Here is a 23,152-nt window from a genome sequence, read left to right as displayed (position 1 = left end):
ATGGATTATGAATTTTTACGCTTTATCTGGTGGTTATTGGTTGGCGTCTTGCTGATTGGTTTTACCATTACAGATGGTTTTGATATGGGTGTCGGTGCTCTGTTAAAAGTGATAGGCCGCGACGATACAGAACGCCGCATACTGATCAATGCAGTTGCGCCACACTGGGATGGTAATCAGGTCTGGCTCATTACCGCTGGTGGTGCTTTATTTGCTGCCTGGCCTCCGGTTTATGCCACAGCCTTCAGTGGTTTTTATCTGGCGATGATGCTGACGCTGGCCGCTTTATTCCTGCGTCCTATTGGTTTTGATTACCGCTCTAAGCTGGATAATGCTAAATGGCGTAGCAACTGGGACTGGGCTTTAACAGCGGGTTCTGCCATCCCCCCCATTATCTTTGGTGTAGCCTTTGGCAACCTGCTGCTAGGTGTTCCTTTTCACTTTGACGAACTGCTGCGGATTTACTACACAGGCTCATTCTGGGCTTTGTTAAACCCCTTTGCTTTGTTGGTTGGTGTGTTTAGCCTGCTGATGTTTATCAACCAGGGCGCCTGCTATCTGCAAATGAAAACCGAAGCGCCACTGCGTCAAAGAGCTGAGGCTGTGTCCTTGATCAGTGCGAGCCTAGCTGCGGTGCTGTTTATCGCTGCCGGAGTTTGGCTGGCTTCCGCTGGTATGGGCTATAAAGTGACCAGCGTCATAGACAGCAATGCTATTAATAGTGCGGTAACGAAAACAGTGGAAGTCAGTAGCGGTGCCTGGCTAAGCAATTATGAAAGCTACTCGCTGCTATGGATTTTTCCTTTGCTAGGTGTAGCTGCATTCCTGGTCAGTGCGCTTTGCAGCAAAATGGCTAAGGGCTGGCAGGCTTTTGTCGCTTCTTCGCTAGCCATTGTAGGCGTGATTATGACCTGCGGCGTGTCAATGTTTCCTTTTATTATGCCATCCAGCAGCATGCCAAACCATAGCCTGACGATGTGGGATGCAACTTCCAGCGAACTGACCTTAAAAATCATGTTTGTGGTCGCTTGTATCTTTGTACCTATCATTCTGGGCTACACAGCCTGGTGTTACTGGAAAATGTGGGGCCGCCTGAATCGCAATACGATCAGCAGCAACACTCATTCATTGTATTAAGGAGCAGTTTATGTGGTATTTCACCTGGATTTTAGGCGTGTTACTGGCCTGCTCTTTTGGCATTATTAATGCGATGTGGCTGGAATTTAATGGCTACCCTGGCGAAGAAAACGAGCCATCAGAGTAAATAAGGATTTGACGCTTGTGTTGTCTTTAAGGCAAATAGTCCAGTCAGAAAAAAGCCGTTTGCACCTGGCCATAGCGCTGGGAGCAACGGCTTCATTACTGATGATTTGGCAGTGCTGGTTGCTGGCGACTTTATGTGATTTGGCTTTACATCAGCAACCAATTCCAAGCTCTTTGCTGTTGCATATTTTAGTACTGTGGCTGCTACGCCCTCTGTTGTTAGCGGCTAAAGATCTGCTTGGCCTCTCTGCCAGCCAGAACATACGTACATCTGTTCGGCACCAATTACTTCAACTTATTAGTCAAGCCGGGCCACTGCGTCAACGTATCGCCTCTGACGGCGATTTATCCACCCGTTTGCTGGAACAAGTGGATGCGCTTGACCCTTATATCAGTCGGTATTATCCACAGCTTTTTCTGGTTGTGCTTTGCCCTTTATTTATCTCTGTTGCTGTAGCCACTCAAAGTCTGTTGGCAGCGCTACTGTTATTGGCCACTGCCCCTCTTATCCCTATTTTTATGATTTTACTGGGTAAAAGAGCTGCACAGGCCAGTCAGCAGCAAGTTCAGGCTTTAGGTCTGTTGGGCGGACGTTTTCTGGAGTTTTTACGAGGCGCTGCACTTATCCGCCAATTACAAGCTGAACCTTTGGTATTAAATCGCTAAATAACGCCAGTGAAGACTACAGAACCCGCACTATGTCTGTGTTAAGCAAAGCCTTTTTATCCGGCGCTGTGCTGGAATTATTTGCCTCTTTAGCCATAGCTTTAGTGGCTTTGTATCTGGGCTTGGGGTTATTAGGCGAGTTGCCATGGGCCAAAGCAGAGATCCCTGTCTCTTACCAACCCGCCCTGTTTATTTTATTAATGGCACCAGAGTTTTATGCACCTCTGCGCCAGCTAGGTTCAGACTATCATGCCAAAGCTCAAGCCGAAGCCGCTTTTGCCAGTCTGGCACCGATCTGGACTGTACCTCTTTGCAGAGGCGGCGACTCTCCTGCCCCGACAGAAGCTGTCTGCATTGAATTTCAGCAGTTTAGCCTGCAAGGCTCAGAGCACAGGGCTGCATTATTGACAGATATTCAGGCCAAGGTATTACCGGCGCAACGTATAGCTTTAACTGGGCCAAGTGGTGCGGGAAAAACCAGTGTGCTTGAGTCTTTATTGGGCTTTCAGCAACCGGCGCAAGGACAGATCAAGATTGGCGATCAGAAGTTGACGGATCTGAATCTAGCTCAATGGCGACAACAACTGTTGTATTTATCTCAACAAAGTCAGTGGCTAAGTGGCAGCTTGCGCAGCAATTTATTAGTGGCTAAACCAAGCGCCACAGAAGATGAGCTTAAACTGGTACTACAACAAGCTTTATGTGCAGACTTTGTTTTTGCCTTACCTGCGGGACTGGACACTGTACTTGCCGAGAGTGGTATTGGCTTGTCGGGGGGGCAATTACAACGCCTAGCGCTGGCCAGAGCTTTATTGAAACAAAGTTGGTGTTGGTTGTTGGATGAGCCAGCCTCCATGCTACCAAAAGAGCAACAACAGCATTATTTTCAGCAGCTTGAACAGTTAAGCCGCGGCAAAACTCTGTTGCTGGCCACTCATCAGTTGCAGCAGTTGGACTGGCTGGATCAGGTATGGCTTATTGTACAGGGACAGATTGTCGCCAAAGGCACAGTGACAGAAATTCAGGCTCATCCGCTCTATCAGGCCAGTTATGCGCAGGAAAGCCAATGAAAGATCAACTGAAACTCTCCGCTTTGATGCGTCCACACTGGCACTGGTGGTTACTTAGTCTGACCTTAGGGGCTTTAACCCTGGCCAGTATTATGGGGTTATTCACTGTCTCCGGTTGGTTTATTACCGCCTCTGCTTTGGCTGGTTTGCAACTGGCAAGTGCTGGTAGTTTTAACTACTTTGGCCCTGCCGCTCTTATTCGCTTTTTTGCCATCAGCCGCACTGCGGGCCGCTACTTTGAGCGCTTAAGCTCGCACAACGCCATCTTGCTGTTGCTACAACAACTAAGGCTGTGGTTTATGCGACGGTTTTTAGCCAGCAGCCATACACCTGATGCCAAATCAGCCGATCTGTTGCAGCGCTTGATCACCGACATAGACCGGCTGGATCAATGGCCTTTGCGCGTAATAGCTCCGGTATTCTGGGCTTGTCTGATAAGCGCAGGCTGGTTAACTCTATTATGGTTTTGGCAAAACGACCTGGCTCAAATTGCTTTCTGTTATCTGCTTGGCTTGCTACTAGTGCCTGTGTTCGCTGTACTTTTAGGGTATAGCCGGGCTTGTACTTTAGTCGAAATGGCGTCCCAACGCAGGCAGGAATTACTGGAACCTTTATCCGCCCTGACCATGTTACAACTGCATCAGGGCTGGACTGCAGCAGAGCAGCAATGGCAACAGACAGAGCAGCAGTATCAGAAGTTGGTATGGCGCCAGAGCGTATTGGATCTGTGTTGTCAGTTTTTACTCTTGAGTATTTTGGCACTGATGGCTTTTCATCTGTTGTGGACAGCTTTACCTTTACTGCAGCAGCAACAGATCAGTATTGCCGCTTTAGTGGCTATGTTGATGTCGACTTTAGCTTTAACAGAGCTCTGGTTACCCTTAGCAACTTTGTACCGCCACCTGGCCGACAGTCTGATGGCAAAACAACGGCTGGATCAGATACAAGCTGAGACACCAAAAGGTTCTTTACATCATCTTAGCGGGCCTTTAACCCTTGAACTACAGCAAGTGAGTGTGGCTTATCCCGACGCTGTACAGCAGACATCTGCTGTGAATTATCAGTTAAAATCCGGTGAGATGTTATGGTTACAAGGCCCATCAGGCGTGGGAAAATCTACTTTTCTCTGTACTCTGGCAGGCTGGCTGAAGCCTGCGTCAGGCCGCATTCTGCTCAATGGTCAGGAGCTACAGCTGTATCAGGACTCAACACTGCGGCACCACATAGGTTTACTATCGCAACAGGTCAGCTTATTTAATATGTCGCTCGCTGCGAATCTGCGCCTGGCAAAACCGCAGGCCAGTGATGAAGAGCTGCGACAGGTTTTGGCCGATGCTCAGTTAGAACAATGGCTGACCCGTTTACCTCTGGGGCTTGATACTGAATTGGGTGAATATGGGGTTGCAGTCTCTGGCGGCCAAGCCAGACGTATCGCCTTGGCGCGTTTGCTGTTACAACCCCACCAGATCCTTTTACTTGATGAGCCTTTCGTTGGGCTGGATCCAGCCACAGCGGATCAACTGTTTCAAATCTTGAGTCGCCGCTGTTCGCAGCAAATTCTTATCGTCGCCAGTCATCAGTCTCTGCCTGCTCTGCAAAACTGCCAACAACTTCAGCTAAAGCTGTTGTAAATCAAACAAAAATCTCTACAAAACCTGTGCTCTTAGCTATGTTTAAAAGGCAGAGACACAGGTTTTTTCCATCTCAGACACAAACGAAAATATGATAAATTTGAAAAAACTAGTAATTCAATTCGTCAGGTTGTACAATTCAAACGACAAAAGTTAATGCAAATATAAAAAGGTACAAAATTGACGCAGTCGACTCGGACATAGACATCAGACCAGATGTGAGGTTTTACACCTTATAGAAAACAAAAACTTAGTCAAGGTTGACTAGTAAATCTCTCAAAAGCTAAGGCTGCTTAGCCTTTAAAACACGCACTACATATAACATTGATGAGGATACCCTATGTTAAAACGTACATTACTGGCAGCCACTATAGCTGCGTCTTTTTGCGGCGCGAGTCAGGCCGCAGTAGACATTAACGGTTTTGCTTCAATCAAAGGCGGTATGGCATTGAGCAACGATGACGAGCTCTATGGCTACGACGATGATTTCAGCTTTAAAAACGAAAGTTTGGCTGCACTGCAAGTGAAATCAGACTTAGGCGACAAACTCTCAGTGACGGCTCAGTTATTAGGCCGCGGCGCTGACGACTGGGATGTTAAATTTGAATGGGCTTTTTTAAGTTACGATTTAACCGATACTCTGCGTGTGAACGCAGGTCGTTTAAGGACTCCGTTTTACAAATACTCAGACTTCCGTGATGTAGGTTACGCCTATGATTGGTCGCGGGTACCGCAAAGCGTGTACGGTTTAGGTTTTGATACCATTGAAGGTGCATCCTTGTACCATACCACCACATTAGGTAATTTTGATTCCACTTTACAGCTGATTATCGGCAGTTACGATGGTGAAGAAGAAATAGGTGGTACAACGGCTGAAGCGCAAATTGACAACGTGACAGGTGTAGCCTGGGAAGTAGGTCAGGATGGTTATTCATTCCGTATGGCTTATCTGATCGGTAAATCGACGTTCTCTATCAACCAACTGGATACTCCAGTGTCTGGCTTGTACGCGCAACTAACCGCTTTTGGCTTAGGCGCTTTAGCTAAAGATTTAGATATAGTGGATGAATCCAGCTCTTTCGCCGGTGTTGGCTTTAATATCGATAAAAATGACTGGGTAGTGGTATCAGAAATTACGAAAGCGACAGTTGATGATTCGTTTATTACCGATCAGAAATCTTATTATATTTCTGTCGGACATCGTTTTGATACCATCACTCCCTATGTGTCGTTTGAAAAAGAAGATAACACAGCAAAAACTGAACTGTACGCAGCTATACCAACGGCGTCACCAATTTATGGTGCAGTCTCAAGCGTGGTAAATCGTCAGCAACTTGAACGCGACAGTATTAACCTTGGTGTGCGTTATGACTTCCACCCATCAGCTGCATTTAAAGCTCAATACACCAGTGCAGACAATAAAACTGCTGATCGTAAAGACAGCGTCTTGGTTGTTGGCGTAGATCTGGTGTTTTAAGGAATCCAATCATGTTAAAAAAATTAATCTTAATTCCTGCTCTGGCTCTTAGCTTTATGGCAGTTGCCAATGTGGCAGTGATAGTTCACCCATCCAATGCGGCAGCCTTGTCGCAGGATGATATCAATAAAATTTTTACCGGCCGTGCTAAAACCTTTACTGATGGCAAAGCAGCTGAGCCAGTAAATCTGACAGAGACAGTTGCAGCTCGTGCCGATTTTGATCAAAAAGCGCTGGGGCGTTCTTCGAGCCAGATGAAAGCTTATTGGTCTAAGCTGGTATTCACAGGTAAAGGAACACCACCAAAAGAACTGGCATCAGAACAGGAAGTGCTGGATACAGTAGCAAAAAACCCTGCAGCTATTGGCTATGTCAGTGCGGGCGCTGTTACTGGTAATGTCAAAGTAGCTTTAACACTGAATTAAAGCCTGGCAGGCAGGTGATCACATCACCTGCCTTTGTTGTAAGCCATACTCTGGATACTACTTATGCTGAAATACCTGAGTTTATTAAAAAAAATCTGGCTTATTATTGCCATCGCAATTCTGGCTTTCTTGATAGTTTTGACGTCGTCCATTTACTTTACCGCCCGCAATGCCGACAGCATTGTGCTGCTTAAAGATAAAATGTATGACAGTTCTAAACTCGCCTCTCAAATAGTGGTGGAGTTTAATGCCGTTGAAGAGTTTTTTACTCAGTCGGTTTCTTTGTCTGATCCAGACATCCTCAGTACAGCCAAAGCCACTGAAGATCGGGTGGTCACTAATCTGGCTCAGCTTAAAAAACTTGATACCGCTAATCTGAAACAACTGGAAACACTGGAAAAGAATTTTAACGCCTATGCCACAGCTGCAGCAGAGATAGCGCAGTCGATGATTGATGGCACTTTGGATATGAGTGCAGCACAAAGCATTATTCAAAATAAAACGGCTTTGTACGAAACAGCTAAAACTGGTTTTGTATCCTACCAAAAACAAACAGATGATAACTTCCAACAAATACTGGTAGATATGTCTGCCTCATCAGAGCGTTCAGTGCTTATCATTGTGTTATGTGGAACTATCCTATTGATTATTATGGCTGTTGTCGGTCATGTGATAGGCCGCAACATCAGTAAGACAGCCAATGATCTGGCCAGTTCGCTGCAGGTTTTAGCGTCGGGAAAAGGCTCTTTATCCAGCCGTCTTGCGATAGACTCTGAAGATGAATTTGGTGCTGTAGCCCGCAACTTCAACGAATTTATCGCTTTGCTACAAAGCTCTTTTGTGGCCATAGCTCATTTAGTCGACCCTGTAAGCCGCACGGCGGACGAGTTGTCCAGAGGCATGCGTGAGTTAGATAGCATGACAAGCCAACAGAAAAATGATGCAGATACCGTCTCTCACTCAATGGAAGAGATGCAAAGCAGCGTCAAAGATATCAGCCAGTCGGCCAATGCCGCCTCTGGCAGCGCGAATGATGCCAGCCGCCTTGCCAAACTAGGTTATGAAAAAACCACCTCGTCCGTGCAGGCTTCCAAAGATTTGGCCGGAGAAATTGCTCAAACCAGCAGTGTGATTACCGACCTTGCCAAACAAACTCAGGAAGTTGGCGGTATTTTAAAAAGCATCAATGATATTGCCGATCAAACCAACTTACTGGCACTCAACGCAGCTATCGAAGCCGCACGTGCTGGTGAACAAGGTCGTGGTTTTGCCGTAGTTGCGGATGAAGTGCGTTTATTGTCATCCCGCACCGCCTCATCTGTGACTACTATTCGTGATTTGTTAGGCAAGCTAACACAAAACGTTGATAGTGCAGTCCGACTCATGGACCAGGCTGTCACCAAAGCCAATAACAGCGCAGTGTTGACGGCCGAAGCAGGCAGCTCTATTGAGCTGATTAATCAGGAAATTGACAAAATTAATATGGTCAATGCCCAAATAGCGACTGCCACAGAAGAGCAAACCATGGTAGCAAGTTTGGTGCTGGATAATACCCACCAAATGGCCGACTCATTTAGCCGTACTATTCAGGTGCAAAGCACAGTAGCTGATATTTCAGACCAACTACGCGGTCTGGCTCAGGAGCTGAATACCGTCTCGTCTAAATTCAGGGAATAACTGAATCCGGGCCAGAGTAAAATGAAGTCATACCCTGCATTTTACTCTGGCCCGAATTCTTTTAGTCTGTAGTTCTGAGCTGAAATTGCTGACAAATTGCATCAGACTGTTCTGAAGCCTGTTTCAACCCAACCCCGTCGAACAAACTGCAACTGGGCAGATCAACCACCTGCTTTGTATGTTGAGATAACAAAGACACAGCACCATTGGTGAGTAATTGCAAAGCCCACTGACTGGATTTTGCTGCACAATTGCCTAATACCAAATCAGCACCAGGTGCCAATGCATCGTCTTTCACTATCAGACAAAGTTCCGGGTTCAGGCTGTTGTGCAGCTGAACATAACCCGCCTGCCCTACTTTCCAGTTCCATTGCTGACAGCCTTGTTGAGTCCAGCTTTGCTGTGTGACCAAAGTATTGTTCCCGGCAGTACAATCTTCTGTACTCAGCACCTTACCACTTTGTCGGCTGCTCACTACCGTCTTACCCATTGGCAGCAACAACCAGTCCTGACATAAAGCTGCATCTTCTGCTTTGCAGTCTACGACAGCGAGTGGCTTTTGATCTGCAGCGTTAAGCACCTGGTGATAACCATCTGGACCAGCTTTTAGCTGCCACTGCTGACTTGGCTGATTGATCCAGGCCGATAAATCGCGGTTTGCACCAAGATAGCGTCCCTCACTATCGGCCAGGCGGTAACGTCCTTTGGTAGTGAGGTCGATAATCCACTGCCCTTGTTTATCACAAGCCTGCTCTGTTAGCCCTTGTGCAGAGGACGCCAGACAAAGCTGAGTGGCGCGATTCACAACCTGCCATTTCACCCCTTCAGGCACCACAACTAAAGGACCATTTTCACCTGATGGAGCTGCAACCGTCTGACCTTCAGGTACTGGAGTACCAAAATCCGGCATGCATCTTGCTTGAATGTAAATGGCTGAGCACGCACTGAGCGGGTCGCGCTGCAACCCTCAGTTTCTTTATTATTGCCGTGATACACCAGCCAGTTTTCGCTGCCGTCAGGTGAGGTGAAAAAACCATTGTGACCTGGACCAAAGACGCCATTACCGCGTTCAAACACAGGTTGCTCTGCTTTAGTCCAGGATTTGGCGTCCATCGGATTGGCACCTGTTAACTCCAACAGCCCTAATTTATAATCCGCTGTGTCACAAAAACTGGCGGAGTAAATCACAAAGGTACGGCCTTGATGTTTTAGCACTTCAGGGCCTTCATTCACCTTACGACCTGACTGTTCCCAAGGAAGGGACGGTCGGGATAACACCATGCGCTCGCCTGTTAAAGTCCAGGGGTTAGACATTTGACTTATCCAGTTCAGTTGCTCATCCCCTACCCACTCTGACCATAACAGATACAATTTTCCATTATGTTCTAGGTAGTTACCGTCGATGTTCCAGCTATCAGGCATAGGCGAGCCTTTGTACTGATAAGGCCCCATAGGATCGTCCCCTGCACTTTCCAGCACAGATAAATGCTGACCATCTAAGTTTTCCTGCTTGCCCGAGGTATAGATCATGTACCAACGAGGACCGTCAGGCCCCTGCAAACGATGAAATTCAAAAGCCCAGAAGTTACAGCAACTTTTTGGATTGGTTTCAGACCAGATATTGACCGGAGTGGCATTGGCTAAACCGGCCAGAGTCGGCGATTTACGCATCACCAACTGAGAAGTCCAGGTGGTTGTGGTCAGGTAATAATTGCCTTGCCAATACTCCAGCCAGGGATCAGCACCATTGGCAAATAGTGGATTGGTAAAACTTTGATCTTCAATAGCAGCGGCAGCTGCTGTCACTGGTGGCGCAGCTACTAAAACTGCTTCCCTGCTTTTTGGTTCAGGCGAGCAAGCGGCCAACACACTAAGTAAGCTGATAGCCAATGGCAGACGATACCCTTTGAAGCCGGGCAAAGGCTTTGTACTGAAATTCATAGCTACCCCTGTCTGATCTGTTGAATCTTATATTTGTATTACAATAAGACTTTATGAGTCTAAAACGAAAAACAAAAGAAAACAACAGCGGCGGCGATCCTTCGCCTAAGTCAGAATTTAGCGAACCAGCACACTCTGATAGCCCAACCAGTCTTTTTCATTCACCAAAGGCCAGCCATGGTTATCCCACTCCAATGCAGTGATCTTCAACTTTTGCAGACCCTTGTCTGCCATTTCATAGGCATGAAACACCAGATAATCTTTGCCATCCATAGCATACACAGAGTTATGGCCTAAACCCGGCCAGTCTTTGTTACCTTTCAATAAAACAGAACCGCCACCTGCGGCTAAATCCTTACCGTTTTTATCCAGATAAGGTCCGGTTAAGGTTTGAGAACGACCGACCACCATATAGTAAGTGCTGTCTTTACCGCGACAACATTTGCCATAGGAAACAAAGAGATAATAAAACTGGCCTTTTTTGTAGATAAAAGGCGCTTCTAGCTCAGCAGGGCCAGGTTCAGCGTCATCTAAAAATGCAGGCCGCTCTGCTTTGGCCAGCGTATGCCACTGTTCAGGTTGCGCTATACGGGTTAAAGTGGGGTCCAGTTTCACTAGTTTCAGGCCTTCCCAAAAGGAGCCAAAACTCATCCAGGCCTGGCCTTGTTCATCCAAAATCACTGCTGGGTCTATCGCATTCCATAAATCCCGCTGTGGCACAGACTGTAACACTATGCCCTGATCCACCCATTGATAGGCTGGATCGTTAGGATCCAAAGTAGTGTTCACTGTGACCCCAATAGCCGAGGTGTTTTTACCAAAAGCCGAGATGGAGTAATACAAATAAAACTTGCCCTGATGCTGAAAAATATCAGGTGCCCAAATATGACCATCAAAGCTTGGGGATACAGATTTGGCCCAGGTCGGTTCAGCTGCAAACACCCGACCACCTAAACGCCAGTTTGTTAAATCACTGGATTGATAAAAGGTGATGCCCGGCCCTGTGCTGTATAAAAAATACTGGCCCTTTTCTTTCGCCAGCACCGGATCATGAATGCTAACCTGTTCAGCTTGCAACGAGTTGACATAAAGCAGACAGCCGCTAAAAAGTGACAACCCAAGCAAAGCAATAGAAGATTTAGGCTTGCCCATACAGTGAATCCTGTTTTAGTTGAATTTGTATTACAAATAGCATAAGTTCAACTTAGCAAGCAATAAAATGCAGAAGCACTACTGCCCACTATTGCGCTGAACCCAGCAAAAAAAATCAATAAATAACCATATAAAACAAATAGATAAACACTAATTAATGGCTGTAAAAACCAAGCTTTTGCTGACTTGCCAGCCCAACTTATTAGTAATACTATAAGATCATAAACGATATAAAACAGGCTTTAGCATCAGGACCCAGCCGCGTTTTAATGGCGGATGAGAAAAACTGAGCATAAAGCTGATGTAAATCACAGGGGAGTCGAATGGCAGGTTATAAACTATCTATTATGGAGAAAATTGGCTTTGGCGCCGGCGATATGGCAGTCAATGTAGTCATTTCTTCCATGATGCTTATCATCACGTTTTTTTACACCGATATCTTTGGCTTAAAAGCCGCAGACGTTGCCATTTTATTTCTGGTGGTGCGGCTGATTGATGCAGTTACCGACCCTTTGATGGGCATGCTGACCGATAAATTTACCACCCGCTGGGGCCGCTACCGGCATTATTTCCTCTTTATGGCGATCCCTTTTGGCATCTCGGTGTTTTTAACCTTCTCAACACCGGATCTGGACTACAACGGTAAACTGGTGTGGGCCTATGCCACCTACATCTTTGTCACCCTGATGTTTACTGCTGTCACTATCCCCTATATTTCCATTATCGGTGTCTTGACCGATTGCCCGAAAGAGCGTTTATCCGCCAATGGCTACCGTTTGTTTTTCGCCAAAATAGCTGCTTTTTTAGTCACTATTATTGTGCCAGTGCTCGCAGCTCAATGGGGCGAAGGCCAACTGGCTGCTGGTTATCAGGCCGCTATGGGTTTGATGGGTGCTATGGCCAGTTTATTGTTTTTATTCTGCTTTTTTAATACCACTGAGCGTTTGCAGCATCAGGTGGAAACCAAACCTTTTTTCAGTCAGTTAAAGCTGTTATTAAAAAATGATCAGTGGCTGATTTTGTGTGCTGTTTGTGTCACAGGTACTATTGGTTATGTCATTCGCGGCTCAGTGGCGGCCTATTACGCCAAGTATTATCTGGGTGGAGACGCCGCTCTGCTGTCCGCCTTTTTATCTACTGGCGTGGTCGCCGCTATTCTGGCCATGGTGGCATCGACTTGGATCACTAAACATCATTGCAAAGTAAAACTATTTCGGCACAGCCAGATTGTGGTGGCGGTATTAAGTGTGCTGCTGTTTGTACTGGTCAAACCCGGTGATCTCTGGCTGGCTTTTTTGTTGTATTTTTTACTCTCTTTTGTTGTGGATTTGCACGCGCCTGTGTTCTGGTCGGCTATTGCCGAAGCCGTGGATTATGGCGAACACAAAACCGGTCAGCGTGTATCAGGTTTAGCTTTTGGTGGTATTTCCTTTTGCCAGAAAGCAGGCATGGGCATAGCGGGTTTTGTCGTTGGCAGCTTATTAGCCTTCTTTGATTATCAACCCGATCAAATGCAAAGCGATTTCAGTTTATTGGGTATAGCACTGATGTTATCGGTGATCCCGGGCTTCTTCCATTTGTTGATGGGCCTTCTGATGTACAAATACAAAATCACCGACAACTTTTATCAGGACATGGTGGCAGGCCAAATTGAGCCCCCAAAGCCTGAGCAGGCAACAGCTAAAGTTCAGCTGGTGAATGCTAAATAAATTTTTGTAGACGACTAACGCACTGGAGTTTTTATGCGATTGTTAACGCCTTTAATTGAGCAGCGGGCTGACCCCTGCATTTATCGCCATAGCGATGGTTATTATTATTTCACCGCCTCTGTGCCAGCCTATGACAGAGTCGAGTTGCGTCGTGCTCGCACCATTGAAGAACTGACGCAATCATCCCCCATCACGGCCTGGTTAAAACCCGATACCGGACCTTATTCAGAGCTTATATGGGCGCCGGAAATTCATTTTCGTCAGGGTGCCTGGTATATCTACTTTGCCGCAGCGCCCAGTCGCGAGATTAAAAACAAACTGTTTCAGCACCGTATGTATGTGATTTGCTGCAAAGACGCAGATCCTACCTCGGGCCAATGGCAGTTTTTAGGCCAGATTGATACCGGCATAGATACTTTTTGCCTGGACGCCACCACTTTTGAACATCAGGGCCAGCTGTATTATCTATGGGCGCAAAAAGACAATCAGATTGAAGGCAACAGCAATTTATACATAGCCACTATGGATACACCAGACAAAATCAGCAGCCAGCCCGTACTTTTGAGTAAACCTGAATTTGACTGGGAAATCCGTGGTTTTTGGGTCAATGAAGGCCCGAGCGTGCTTATTCGTCACGGCAAAGTTTTTATCAGCTACTCTGCCAGTGCCACAGATGAAAACTATGCCATGGGGCTATTGTGGGCCGATGAAAATGCCAACCTGATGGACCCACAAAGCTGGCATAAGTTAAAACAGCCAGTGCTACAAAGCTGCTTTGAACATAAAGTCTATGGCCCTGGCCATAACAGCTTTACGGTATCCGCCGATGGCCGCACGGACTTACTGGTGTATCACGCCCGCACCTACACTGAAATAGTCGGCGATCCACTCTGGGATCCAAACCGCCATACCTATGTCAAAGCGCTGCGCTGGGATGATCAGGGGATGCCGCTATTTGGCCGCCCTTCTTTACAGGAGTAATTAGCGGGTCAGAGCCTGGGCTCTGACCTAAGAGGTGTCATCAATGCGACTATTATTTTCCCTGTTGTTGGTCACCAGTTTCTGCCTGCAAGCTGCTGCGTTAACGACTGTGCCACTCAAAGAAGTGCGCTTAACCGACGGCCCATTTTCATATTCAGAGCAAACCAATCTGCAGTACTTACTGGCGCTGGATGCGGACAAACTGCTGGCACCACTGCGCCGTGAAGCGGGTATTGAGCAAAAGACAGAATCCTATGGCAACTGGGAAAATACCGGCTTAGACGGTCATATGCTGGGGCATTACCTGAGTGCTCTGGCCTTTATGGCGAGCGCTACAGCCAATAAACAGATCAAAGCCAGACTGGATTATCTGCTGACTGAACTTGAGACAATCCAGCAGGCTCAGCAAGGTTATTTAGGCGGCGTGCCCGGCAGTAAAGCCTTGTGGCAACAAATACAGCAAGGCCAGATTGAAGCCGATTTATTTAGCCTGAATCAACACTGGGTGCCTTTTTACAATATTCATAAAACCTTTGCTGGCCTGCGGGATATCTACCTGCAAACAGGCGTTCAACGCGCCAAAACCCTGCTGCTGAATTATGGCAACTGGCTGAAAAATCTGGTGAAGAATTTATCAGCGCAACAAATTCAGCAAATGCTGCTGACCGAACATGGTGGCATGAACGAAGTACTGGCTGATATGGCTGTTATTTTTGCTGACAATAGCTATATGGAATTGGCCAAAGATTTTACCGAATTACGTATTCTTGAGCCGTTACTAAAAGGCGAAGACCAGCTAACCGGCCTGCATGCCAACACCCAAATTCCTAAAGTAGTGGGTATAGCCCGTATTGCCGAATTAACAGGCGATAAAAACTGGTTAAAAGCGGCTGAATACTTCTGGTCTTTAGTGGTCGAGCAGCGCACTGTCGCCATCGGTGGTAATAGCGTGCGGGAGCATTTTCACCCCAAAGACGACTTCAACCCTATGCTGAATGAAATAGAAGGGCCTGAAACCTGCAATACCTACAATATGCTGAAACTCTCTATGCTGCTGTACCGCCAGACCGGCCAGAGCAAATACCTGGATTATTATGAGCGGGGCTTATGGAACCATATTCTGGCCAGCCAACATCCAGAGCACGGCGGCTTTGTGTATTTTACCTCTATGCGACCGCAACATTACCGGGTTTATTCCAAAGTAGATCAAGGCATGTGGTGTTGTGTGGGATCAGGCATAGAAAGCCATAGCAAACATGGCGAATTTATTTACAGTTTTGATAAAAACGCTTTGCAAGTGAATTTGTGGATAGCCTCCAGCATGAACACTCCACAAATAAAACTGCACCAGCAGACCCTATTCCCGGATCAAAACAGCACTGAACTGGTATTTGACGCAGCAAGCACACTGAACCTGCAGCTGCGTTATCCATCCTGGGCTGGTGCCGTCAACGTCTGGCGTAACGGTAAGGCAATTGAAGTCACAGCCAAAGCAGGTGAACATATTCTGCTGGCAGGCCCCTGGCAACAAGGCGACAAAGTAAAACTAGAGCTGTCGATGCAGTTAAGTCTGGAGCCTATGCCAGCCAAGCCCGATTATCATGCGGTATTGTACGGCCCTATAGTGCTGGCCAGTCGTAGTACGCCTTTTAAAAACGAAAGCTTGAGCTTTGTTGCTGACGACAGCCGTATGGGCCATATAGCGTCGGGCCCAACCTGCCCTGTCTCCGCTGCACCACTTTATATTGGTGATAGCAAAAACTTCCTCAACAGCTTAAAGCGTCTGCCCAATCAACCTCTGAGCTTCAGTACAGGCCAGGGCTTTTTACAAGGTCAGCCAGAGCTTATCCCCTTTTTCCGGCTACACGACAGCAGATACCAAATTTACTTTCAGCACACCAGCCTTGAACTCTGGCAACAACAAAAAGAGCAGCAACAGCAGCAAGACAAAGCCGCGGCTTTACTGGACCAACAAACGCTGGATAAAGTCTATCCGGGTGAACAGCAACCTGAGTCGGATCATTTTTATCAGGGTGAACAAAGTGAGGCAGGTATCAATTTGGGCCGACATTGGCGGCACAGTAAAAGCTGGTTTAGTTATCTGTTAAGCCACAAGGGCCAGCAGAATCTGACCTTGCGGCTGGAGTATTTTGGTCTGGATACCGGACGAGCCTTTGAGATCTGGCTGGATGATAAAAAACTGACCGATGTAGAGTTGAAAGATAGCCGAGGACCAAACTGGTATCAGGTCGATTACCCTATCCCCAACGATCTGCTGCCAAAAAATGCCGATCATTTCCGCGTCAAATTTGTCGCCAAGCCGGGCAGTATTGCAGGTGGACTTTATCAGGTGCGTTTACTGAAGTTGTAGCTCAACTGATACCCACCGCATAACGGCTGACCCAATGCTTTAAAGGGCCAGCCTTTTCTGCTGCGGCTAAGCCCAACTGACGTAAAAAACGCACAGGCGGCAAGCTACTGCTAAAGCTTTGATAAAACAGATCCATAGCCGACATCATCAACGCATTTTCACGCTGACGTGTGCTTTGGTACTGCTTTAACAACTCAGGCTCGGCTACATCCATGCGTTGGGCAAAAGCCTTTTCCAGCAGTTCAGACAACAACATCGCATCGGCAAAACCTAAATTGACGCCCTGACCTGCCAGCGGGTTAATACTATGAGCCGCATCGCCCACCAGCACCAGCCGTCCTTTGACATAGTCCTTGGCATGCACCCGGGCCAAAGGAAAACTTGCCACTTGCTCCACTGTAATTTTGCCAAGCTTGGCGGGAAAAGCTTGCTGAATTTGTTCCGTCAAAGCGGTTTTAGATAATGCAGCTAACTGTTTGATTTTATGATGATGGTCGTACCAAACTAAAGAACCCTGCTTACCCGGCAGAGGTAAAAATGCCCGTGGGCCTGACTCGTTAAATTGCTGCCAGGTAATATCTTGCTGTTCGTACTCTGTGTTGACTTTGAGCACTAAACAGCTTTGTTGATACTGCCAACCCGACACGCCAATTTGTGCTAACTGGCGCAGCTGCGACTGGCCACCATCAGCTGCTATCACCAGTTTAGCCTTCAACTCACCAAATTCTGCGGTGCTGACACTGGCATAGTCAGCGTGCTGCTCAAAACCAGTCACAGTGGCTGGGCAAAACAGTTGCAAGCTGGCTGGAAAATTAGCCCAAAGCGCCTGCTGGATCAGGTTGTTTTCGATGATATGGCCCAAATGGCTCAGCGCCACTTCATCGGCATGAAAAGTTAAACCTGCCTGTTCGCCTTCAAAAGCCTGTAATCGTTTATAAGGACATAAACGCCATTGCTGCAATAAAGACCAGACGCCTAAGTCCGTCAGCCACTGCTCACTTCGTCTGTTGATAGCGGATACACGCAAGTCGATGCTGCTTTGTGGGTCAAAAGCCGCGACGGGCTGCTTTTCAATTAAGCCCACTTGCATACCAGCACGGCTTAACTTCAGCGCCACTGAAGCGCCCACCATACCACCACCTACAATTAATATATCCAGCACAACAACCTCCTGCTCACTTCAACACATTCTACCCTGCTTTTGGGTTTTTACTTTGCGCTATATCAGCAATTATTCGTCATTTATTCAGCAGCCGCTGAAAGATTCTTCAGACAACTCCGGTATATAAGCTCATATCACTTAAGGAAAAACCAAAATGAAAATTCAGCATATTCTGTTACTTAGCCTCAGCCTGTTCAGTTTTAGCCTGTTGGCAGCACCCCGCATTGCCCAAAGCCCTGAGGATATTAAACCCTTATTAAACGGCATGTCGGCCCCTATGGTCAGTCTGCAGGATGCAACAGGCAAAGCAGTAGATCTTAATTCAGTACTAAGACAACAAGACACAGTGCTGGTGTTTTACCGCGGCGGCTGGTGTCCTTATTGCAACCTGCAACTGGCGGCTTTACGTGAGATTGAACCTAAACTTGAAGCTTTAGGTTATCAGCTGATTGCAGTGACACCAGACAGCCCTGCTGCTATTCAGGCCAGTTTAAGAGATACCAAAGGCGCTGCCATTACTTATACCCTGTTATCCGACAGTCAGTTCAATTTAAGCTCTGCTTTTGGTGTGGCTTATTATCTGGATGAAAAAACCAGCGCGACCTATTTAAATACCTACAAACTGAATCTAAATAAGGAAGCAAGCAGCGGCAAAGTAGTGCTGCCCGTGCCTGCAGTATATATCCTGAACAAAGAGGGTTTAGTGCAGTACAGCTATCAGCATATTAATTACAAAGTCCGCTTACAGCCTGAGCTGTTGTTGCTGGCGGCTCGTTTGGCCAAGGAAAGCAAATAGCTTAGCGACATTCACTAAAAACCCAATATTTATGCATATCCACCCATAGTTAATTCAGGGCAGCCCGAACTGCCCTGAAACTCTGCCCTAACAACGTAAAACTCATTGACGACAGCCCAAAAATACGGCATTTTGCGCGCCCTTGCAGCCCTGGCTTTTGATTGCCCTCCAGCATAAAACTGACTAGAGTAGCTGCATCTTTAGATCCGAATTCTGTTTTGAATTCTACTTTGAATAATAGCTCTGGCTTGAGGAGACTTTGCATGCGTAAGGTAACTGTGGCCGCCACCCAAATGATTGGTGGCTGGAATGTAGAAGAAAATATTGCCCGTGGTGAGCGCTTAGTCCGTGAAGCCGCTGAACAGGGCGCCCAGATCATCCTGCTGCAGGAACTGTTTGAGCGTAACTACTTCTGCCAGAAACAAAAGTATGAATATTTAGAGTTCGCGACTAGTGTCGAAGACAACGCGGCTATTAAACATTTCAGCAAAATTGCCAAAAAGTTGAAGGTCGTTCTGCCTATCAGCTTTTATGAAAAGGCCGGCAACTGCTTTTACAACACTGTAGCCGTGATTGACGCCGACGGCAGTAACTTAGGTTTATACCGCAAGAGCCATATTCCTGATGGCCCAGGTTACAGCGAGAAGTTCTATTTCACCCCAGGTGACACAGGCTTTAAAGTCTGGGATACCGCTTATGCCAAAATTGGTATAGGTATTTGCTGGGATCAATGGTTTCCTGAATGTGCTCGCAGCATGGCGTTAATGGGTGCAGAACTGCTGTTCTACCCAACAGCTATCGGCACTGAACCTCATGATGAAACAGTGAATTCACGTGAACACTGGCAACGTACTCAGCAAGGTCATGCCGCTGCTAACTTAGTGCCACTGATTGCATCGAACCGTATTGGTCGTGAAACCGAAGACGACTTTGCTATTACCTTCTACGGTAGTTCGTTTATTGCCAACGAGTTTGGCGCCAAAGTAGAAGAAGCCGACGAAGTCAGCGAAGCTGTGTTAGTTCACACCTTCGATTTAGACGAAACCGCGAAAAATCGTCGTAACTGGGGCGTGTACCGTGACCGTCGTATCGACTTATACGGCGCGATCTTAACCAAAGATGGCAAAACCATACCAACTGAAGGTAACAACTAAGATGGCTGTTACCTTAAAGAGTACGCCTCGTGCCGATGGTTTTTTTATGCCAGCCGAATGGGCCGAGCATAAACAAACCTGGATGGTATGGCCAGAACGCACCGATAACTGGCGTTTAGGCGCCAAGCCAGCACAGCAAGCCTTTTGTGCAGTCATTCGTGCTATTGCCCGTTTTGAGCCGGTCACAGTATTGGCTTCTGCCGCTCAGTTTGCTAATGCTCAGGCGCAGTTGAGCTTAGAGCCAACCACTCACCCAATTCGGGTAGTTGAAACCTCCACAGACGACGCCTGGTGCCGTGACACTGGCCCTACTTTTGTCACCAATGGCAAAGAAGTGCGCGCTGTTGACTGGACTTTTAACGCCTGGGGTGGTTTAAACGGTGGTTTGTACTTCCCATGGCACAAAGATGACCAGGTCGCACAAAAGATTGCCAACATTGAAAGCACGCCACGTTACCGCACTGAAGGTTTTGTGCTGGAAGGTGGTGCTATTCATGTCGATGGCGAAGGCACCTTGCTGACCACTGAAGAATGTTTGCTAAATAAAAACCGCAACCCGGATTTATCCCGCGAACAAATCGAGCAGATGCTGTCGGACTATTTAAGTATCGATAAAGTGATTTGGCTCAAAGAAGGCATTTTTAACGACGAAACCGATGGTCACGTCGACAATATGTGCTGTTTTGTTGGCCCTGCTGAAGTTTTACTGGCCTGGACTGACGATAAAAACGATCCACAGTACGAACGTTCGCGTGCTGCTTTAGAAGTGCTGGAAAACAGCACTGATGCCAAAGGCCGCAAGTTCACAGTGCACAAGCTGCCTGTGCCTGCTCCTATGCTGGCCAAAGCAGACGAATATGCCACTGTGGATTTAACAGGCGCAGCTGTACCTCGTGAATCTGAAGCCCGTTTAGCAGGCTCTTACATCAACTTCTATTTATGCAATGGCGGTTTGGTGTTACCGGTATTTGATGATGCCAACGATAAAGTCGCGGTAGACATCTTAACTAAAGTCTTTCCAAAACATCAGGTGGTTACTGTACCTGGTCGGGAGATTTTATTAGGTGGCGGTAACGTGCACTGTATTACTCAGCAACAGCCTGCTTAATTTATAATTCCCCGCGAAACGGAGCTTGAAGCTCCGTTTTTTTTGGCCAAAAAACATCCAAAAATAACAAACAAGAACAAACAAGAACAAAAAACCATACAAATCAACGCAATTCCCTCTTGAAAAAAACACAAACAAATCACTAGAGTTTCAATTTATTAACATGATAGGATGAAACGGCAGTTAGTTGTCTATGTGCGCTCATAACAACCAACAAGCTCATAACAAAAACTTGAAATCACGGAACAGAGAACAACACAATGTCTAAGCTAAAATATTCTGCTTTATCCGTTGCTGTGCTGGTTGCTCTTGCAGCCTGTGGTGGTGATGGAAATAAAAACATTGCTCCACAAGCAACAAACGTCTCACTGACAAATATTGAAGTCAAAGAGTGGGTCCCTGTATCAGGTGCATTTGCAGGCACTGATGCAAATCAGGACGCATTAACCCTGACAGCTATCACTGAAAATAATACCGTAGTGACGCCTACCGGCGGTGTATATAGCTTAAGTAAAGGCAGTCTAGCAGTGACTGGTTTGAATTTCGTATTCACACCAACAGCTCCAGGTGAGCAAGTATTTTCCTATACTGTATCGGATGGTAACGAATCTGCTACTGCGACAGTGACTATTGCTGGGGCAGAGACAGATCCATTGGCGTACCAACAGTGGCATTTAAAAAACACTGGCCAAAAAGCCTTTTCAATGAGCGACTCAGTATACGAGACATATTTAACCCTGTTGACAGATGTATTTGGTCTGGAAGAGGAAGATGCAGTTGCTATCGTTGAATCGCGTAAGAATCCAGAGATCTTGGTAGAAGGCGAAGATATGAACGTGACTGCGGCTTATGCTGCAGGCGTAACGGGTAACAACACTATCGCTGTTGTGGTTGACTCAGGTCTGGAGATTGCTCATGAAGATCTGAGAAACAACGTAATACCAAATCGCTCACTGAACTTTATTCCGGGAGTCACAGATCCAACTAACCCAACCAGTACCAGCACTACAGGTGACCATGGTACCAGCGTTGCAGGTTTGATTGCGGCTGAAGGCTGGAATGGTTTGGGCGGTCGTGGTGTGGCGCCTAATGCGCAACTGATTGGTATGAACTACCTGGAAGAACAGAGCAACGTAGCTTTTCTGTTAAGTCATGGTGCACCAGGCAGCGGTATTAGTACTTCTGAACCAGTTGCAGTATTTAACCGCAGCTACGGTCTGACCATACCTGCAGCTATTGCTTACTCAGAATTTGAAGAAGCAGTACAGGAATTCAGTGCGACCGAATTACGTTCAGGCAAAGGCGCTGCCAATATGAAATCCAGTGGCAATAGCTTCCTTGACGGCAGTGTAGACTTTGACAACGATTTATGTGACGTAAACGGTGCCAATGACTTAGGTTTAACCTGTTACAACGGTAACTTTGAACCTTCACAAGCAACTCCGTACTACTTCAGTATTGGTGCAGTGAATAGCGATGGCAAACATACCAGCTACTCCACTGCTGGTGCCAACGTATTGGTATCTGCCCCTGCGGGTGAGTATGGTGATTTTGAGCCTGCGATGGTGACTACTGACCAAATGACTTGTTTACGTGGTTATAGTAGCTTTACCAGAGCCGATCGGTTCGATAACAGCTATTTCCCTGGCTTCTTTGCAGGATTCTATCCGTTTAACAACCCAGGTCACCCGGAAAACGCCAGCTGTAACTACACATCAACCTTCAATGGTACTTCATCTGCGGCTCCAAATGCTTCAGGTGTAGTAGCGCTGATCGCCTCTGCTAACCCAGAGCTGAGTTACCGCGATATTCGTCACATTCTGGTATCGACCAGCACTATGGTTGATGCAGACAATGAACCAGTATCCTTAGCATTAGCCAATGGTGAATTCGTAGCGCACCAAGGCTGGGTAGAAAACGCAGCAGGTTTTAACTTCAATAACTTATATGGTTTTGGTCGGGTCAACGCTGGTGCAGCTGTTGCTATGGCTAAAAACTATACAGTGAACTTAGGTGAAGCAGTCAGCTCTGATTGGATTGGTGTAGGGTCTTATGCTGCTACAGAAACTCCAACCTCTCTGGCGTTACCTGTTCCGGATAACAGTGTGACTGGAGCTACTGTCACGCTTGAGGTCACTGACAAGATGGTACTTGAGGGGGCTCAGCTGAAGTTTTCTGTCTCTAACCCAGATATGGAGTATGGTTTCAGCACTGTGGATGGTTACTTCCAAACTACAGCTGGTATTGATTTAGCTATCGAAGTCACTTCACCTGCAGGAACTAAGAGTGTCTTGTTATCTTCTAAACAGGCTCTGACCATCCCTGCTTTGACAGAAGATTTCTTCTTCCAACCAGGCTATATACTGAATGATACCGTGTTCCTGACGAACGCTTTTTATGGCGAAAACGCTCAGGGTACCTGGACCATTAAAGTTCTGGATGCAAACGGCTCTGATTATGCCGCTACAGGCGGTTACTTAGGAGTCGACGGTTACGCCAACAACGCTGAACCTTCAGTTGTAGAAGGCGTAGCTATTCGTGTATTTGGCCATTAATAGAGGAAGTAGAG

At 46.9% G+C, this 23,152-nt stretch carries 19 protein-coding genes; 15 read left to right on the top strand and 4 right to left on the bottom strand.

The annotated features are described in order from the left end of the window. The 8 genes from cydB to WH43_RS14635 all read left to right on the top strand — a co-directional run bounded on the left by cydB (position 1) and on the right by WH43_RS14635 (position 8,209). Positions 1–1,137: a cytochrome d ubiquinol oxidase subunit II gene (gene cydB, locus WH43_RS14670; protein ID WP_053425346.1), complete on the top strand. Its 1,137-nt coding sequence runs from the start codon at positions 1–3 to the stop codon at positions 1,135–1,137. 10 nt (positions 1,138–1,147) lie between these two features. Next, entirely contained in the window at positions 1,148–1,264 is a 117-nt protein-coding gene (cydX, locus tag WH43_RS14665) for a cytochrome bd-I oxidase subunit CydX (protein ID WP_053425345.1), read from the top strand. Positions 1,265–1,281: 17 nt separating this feature from the next. Beyond that, complete coding sequence (locus tag WH43_RS14660) at positions 1,282–1,929, top strand: ABC transporter transmembrane domain-containing protein (RefSeq protein WP_053425344.1); 648 nt, start codon at positions 1,282–1,284, stop codon at positions 1,927–1,929. Positions 1,930–1,961: 32 nt separating this feature from the next. Continuing rightward, positions 1,962–2,999, top strand: a complete 1,038-nt coding sequence (locus WH43_RS14655; protein ID WP_053425343.1) for an ATP-binding cassette domain-containing protein — start codon at positions 1,962–1,964, stop codon at positions 2,997–2,999. Further along, complete coding sequence (gene cydC, locus WH43_RS14650; RefSeq protein WP_053425342.1) at positions 2,996–4,630, top strand: thiol reductant ABC exporter subunit CydC; 1,635 nt, start codon at positions 2,996–2,998, stop codon at positions 4,628–4,630. Before WH43_RS14655 ends, cydC begins: the two co-directional genes overlap by 4 nt. 340 nt (positions 4,631–4,970) lie before the next feature. Continuing rightward, complete coding sequence (locus WH43_RS14645) at positions 4,971–6,107, top strand: hypothetical protein (protein WP_053425341.1); 1,137 nt, start codon at positions 4,971–4,973, stop codon at positions 6,105–6,107. A gap of 11 nt (positions 6,108–6,118) precedes the next feature. Continuing rightward, positions 6,119–6,532: a type 2 periplasmic-binding domain-containing protein gene (locus WH43_RS14640; protein WP_053425340.1), complete on the top strand. Its 414-nt coding sequence runs from the start codon at positions 6,119–6,121 to the stop codon at positions 6,530–6,532. A gap of 63 nt (positions 6,533–6,595) precedes the next feature. Further along, positions 6,596–8,209, top strand: a complete 1,614-nt coding sequence (locus WH43_RS14635; RefSeq protein WP_053425339.1) for a methyl-accepting chemotaxis protein — start codon at positions 6,596–6,598, stop codon at positions 8,207–8,209. A 61-nt stretch (positions 8,210–8,270) separates the two neighbouring features. Here WH43_RS14635 and WH43_RS20085 read toward each other — a convergent pair whose 3' ends face one another. The 3 genes from WH43_RS20085 to WH43_RS14620 all read right to left on the bottom strand — a co-directional run bounded on the left by WH43_RS20085 (position 8,271) and on the right by WH43_RS14620 (position 11,302). After that, positions 8,271–9,119 carry an RICIN domain-containing protein gene (locus WH43_RS20085; protein ID WP_152342869.1) on the bottom strand — a complete coding sequence of 283 codons (849 nt, stop codon included), beginning with the start codon at positions 9,117–9,119 and terminating at the stop codon, positions 8,271–8,273. After that, positions 9,047–10,150, bottom strand: a complete 1,104-nt coding sequence (locus WH43_RS20080; RefSeq protein WP_053425337.1) for a glycoside hydrolase family 43 protein — start codon at positions 10,148–10,150, stop codon at positions 9,047–9,049. The genes WH43_RS20085 and WH43_RS20080 overlap by 73 nt, the downstream gene beginning before the upstream one ends. A gap of 117 nt (positions 10,151–10,267) precedes the next feature. Then, complete coding sequence (locus tag WH43_RS14620; RefSeq protein ID WP_053425336.1) at positions 10,268–11,302, bottom strand: arabinan endo-1,5-alpha-L-arabinosidase; 1,035 nt, start codon at positions 11,300–11,302, stop codon at positions 10,268–10,270. Between the two features lie 323 nt (positions 11,303–11,625). Here WH43_RS14620 and WH43_RS14615 point away from each other — a divergent pair, with 323 nt between their 5' ends. From WH43_RS14615 to WH43_RS14605, 3 genes are read left to right on the top strand one after another with little or no spacing between them, the layout of a single operon-like run. After that, positions 11,626–13,011, top strand: a complete 1,386-nt coding sequence (locus tag WH43_RS14615) for an MFS transporter (protein ID WP_053425335.1) — start codon at positions 11,626–11,628, stop codon at positions 13,009–13,011. Positions 13,012–13,044: 33 nt separating this feature from the next. Beyond that, the gene (locus tag WH43_RS14610; RefSeq protein WP_053425334.1) at positions 13,045–13,992 is read left to right on the top strand and encodes a glycoside hydrolase family 43 protein; all 948 of its coding nucleotides are present in this window, start codon (positions 13,045–13,047) and stop codon (positions 13,990–13,992) included. A 43-nt stretch (positions 13,993–14,035) separates the two neighbouring features. After that, on the top strand, positions 14,036–16,363 hold the full coding sequence (locus tag WH43_RS14605) for a beta-L-arabinofuranosidase domain-containing protein (protein ID WP_053425333.1): 2,328 nt from the start codon (positions 14,036–14,038) through the stop codon (positions 16,361–16,363). Position 16,364: 1 nt separating this feature from the next. Here WH43_RS14605 and WH43_RS14600 read toward each other — a convergent pair whose 3' ends face one another. Further along, entirely contained in the window at positions 16,365–17,525 is a 1,161-nt protein-coding gene (locus WH43_RS14600) for an FAD-dependent oxidoreductase (protein WP_152342868.1), read from the bottom strand. 154 nt (positions 17,526–17,679) lie between these two features. On the opposite strand from WH43_RS14600, the gene WH43_RS14595 reads away from it, so the two are divergent. From WH43_RS14595 to WH43_RS14575, 4 genes are all read left to right on the top strand, one after another. Continuing rightward, positions 17,680–18,321 (top strand): peroxiredoxin-like family protein, encoded by a 642-nt coding sequence (locus WH43_RS14595; RefSeq protein WP_053425332.1) that lies wholly within the window; start codon positions 17,680–17,682, stop codon positions 18,319–18,321. A 263-nt stretch (positions 18,322–18,584) separates the two neighbouring features. Then, positions 18,585–19,475, top strand: a complete 891-nt coding sequence (aguB, locus tag WH43_RS14585) for an N-carbamoylputrescine amidase (protein ID WP_053425330.1) — start codon at positions 18,585–18,587, stop codon at positions 19,473–19,475. Between the two features lies 1 nt (position 19,476). Continuing rightward, on the top strand, positions 19,477–20,583 hold the full coding sequence (gene aguA / locus WH43_RS14580; RefSeq protein WP_053425329.1) for an agmatine deiminase: 1,107 nt from the start codon (positions 19,477–19,479) through the stop codon (positions 20,581–20,583). Between the two features lie 260 nt (positions 20,584–20,843). Beyond that, complete coding sequence (locus tag WH43_RS14575; protein ID WP_053425328.1) at positions 20,844–23,138, top strand: S8 family serine peptidase; 2,295 nt, start codon at positions 20,844–20,846, stop codon at positions 23,136–23,138. The last annotated feature ends 14 nt before the right edge of the window (positions 23,139–23,152 follow it).

This window comes from Rheinheimera sp. KL1 (assembly GCF_001275035.1).
Taxonomy (GTDB): domain Bacteria; phylum Pseudomonadota; class Gammaproteobacteria; order Enterobacterales; family Alteromonadaceae; genus Pararheinheimera; species Pararheinheimera tangshanensis.
This window is presented reverse-complemented; position numbering and strand designations above follow the sequence as displayed.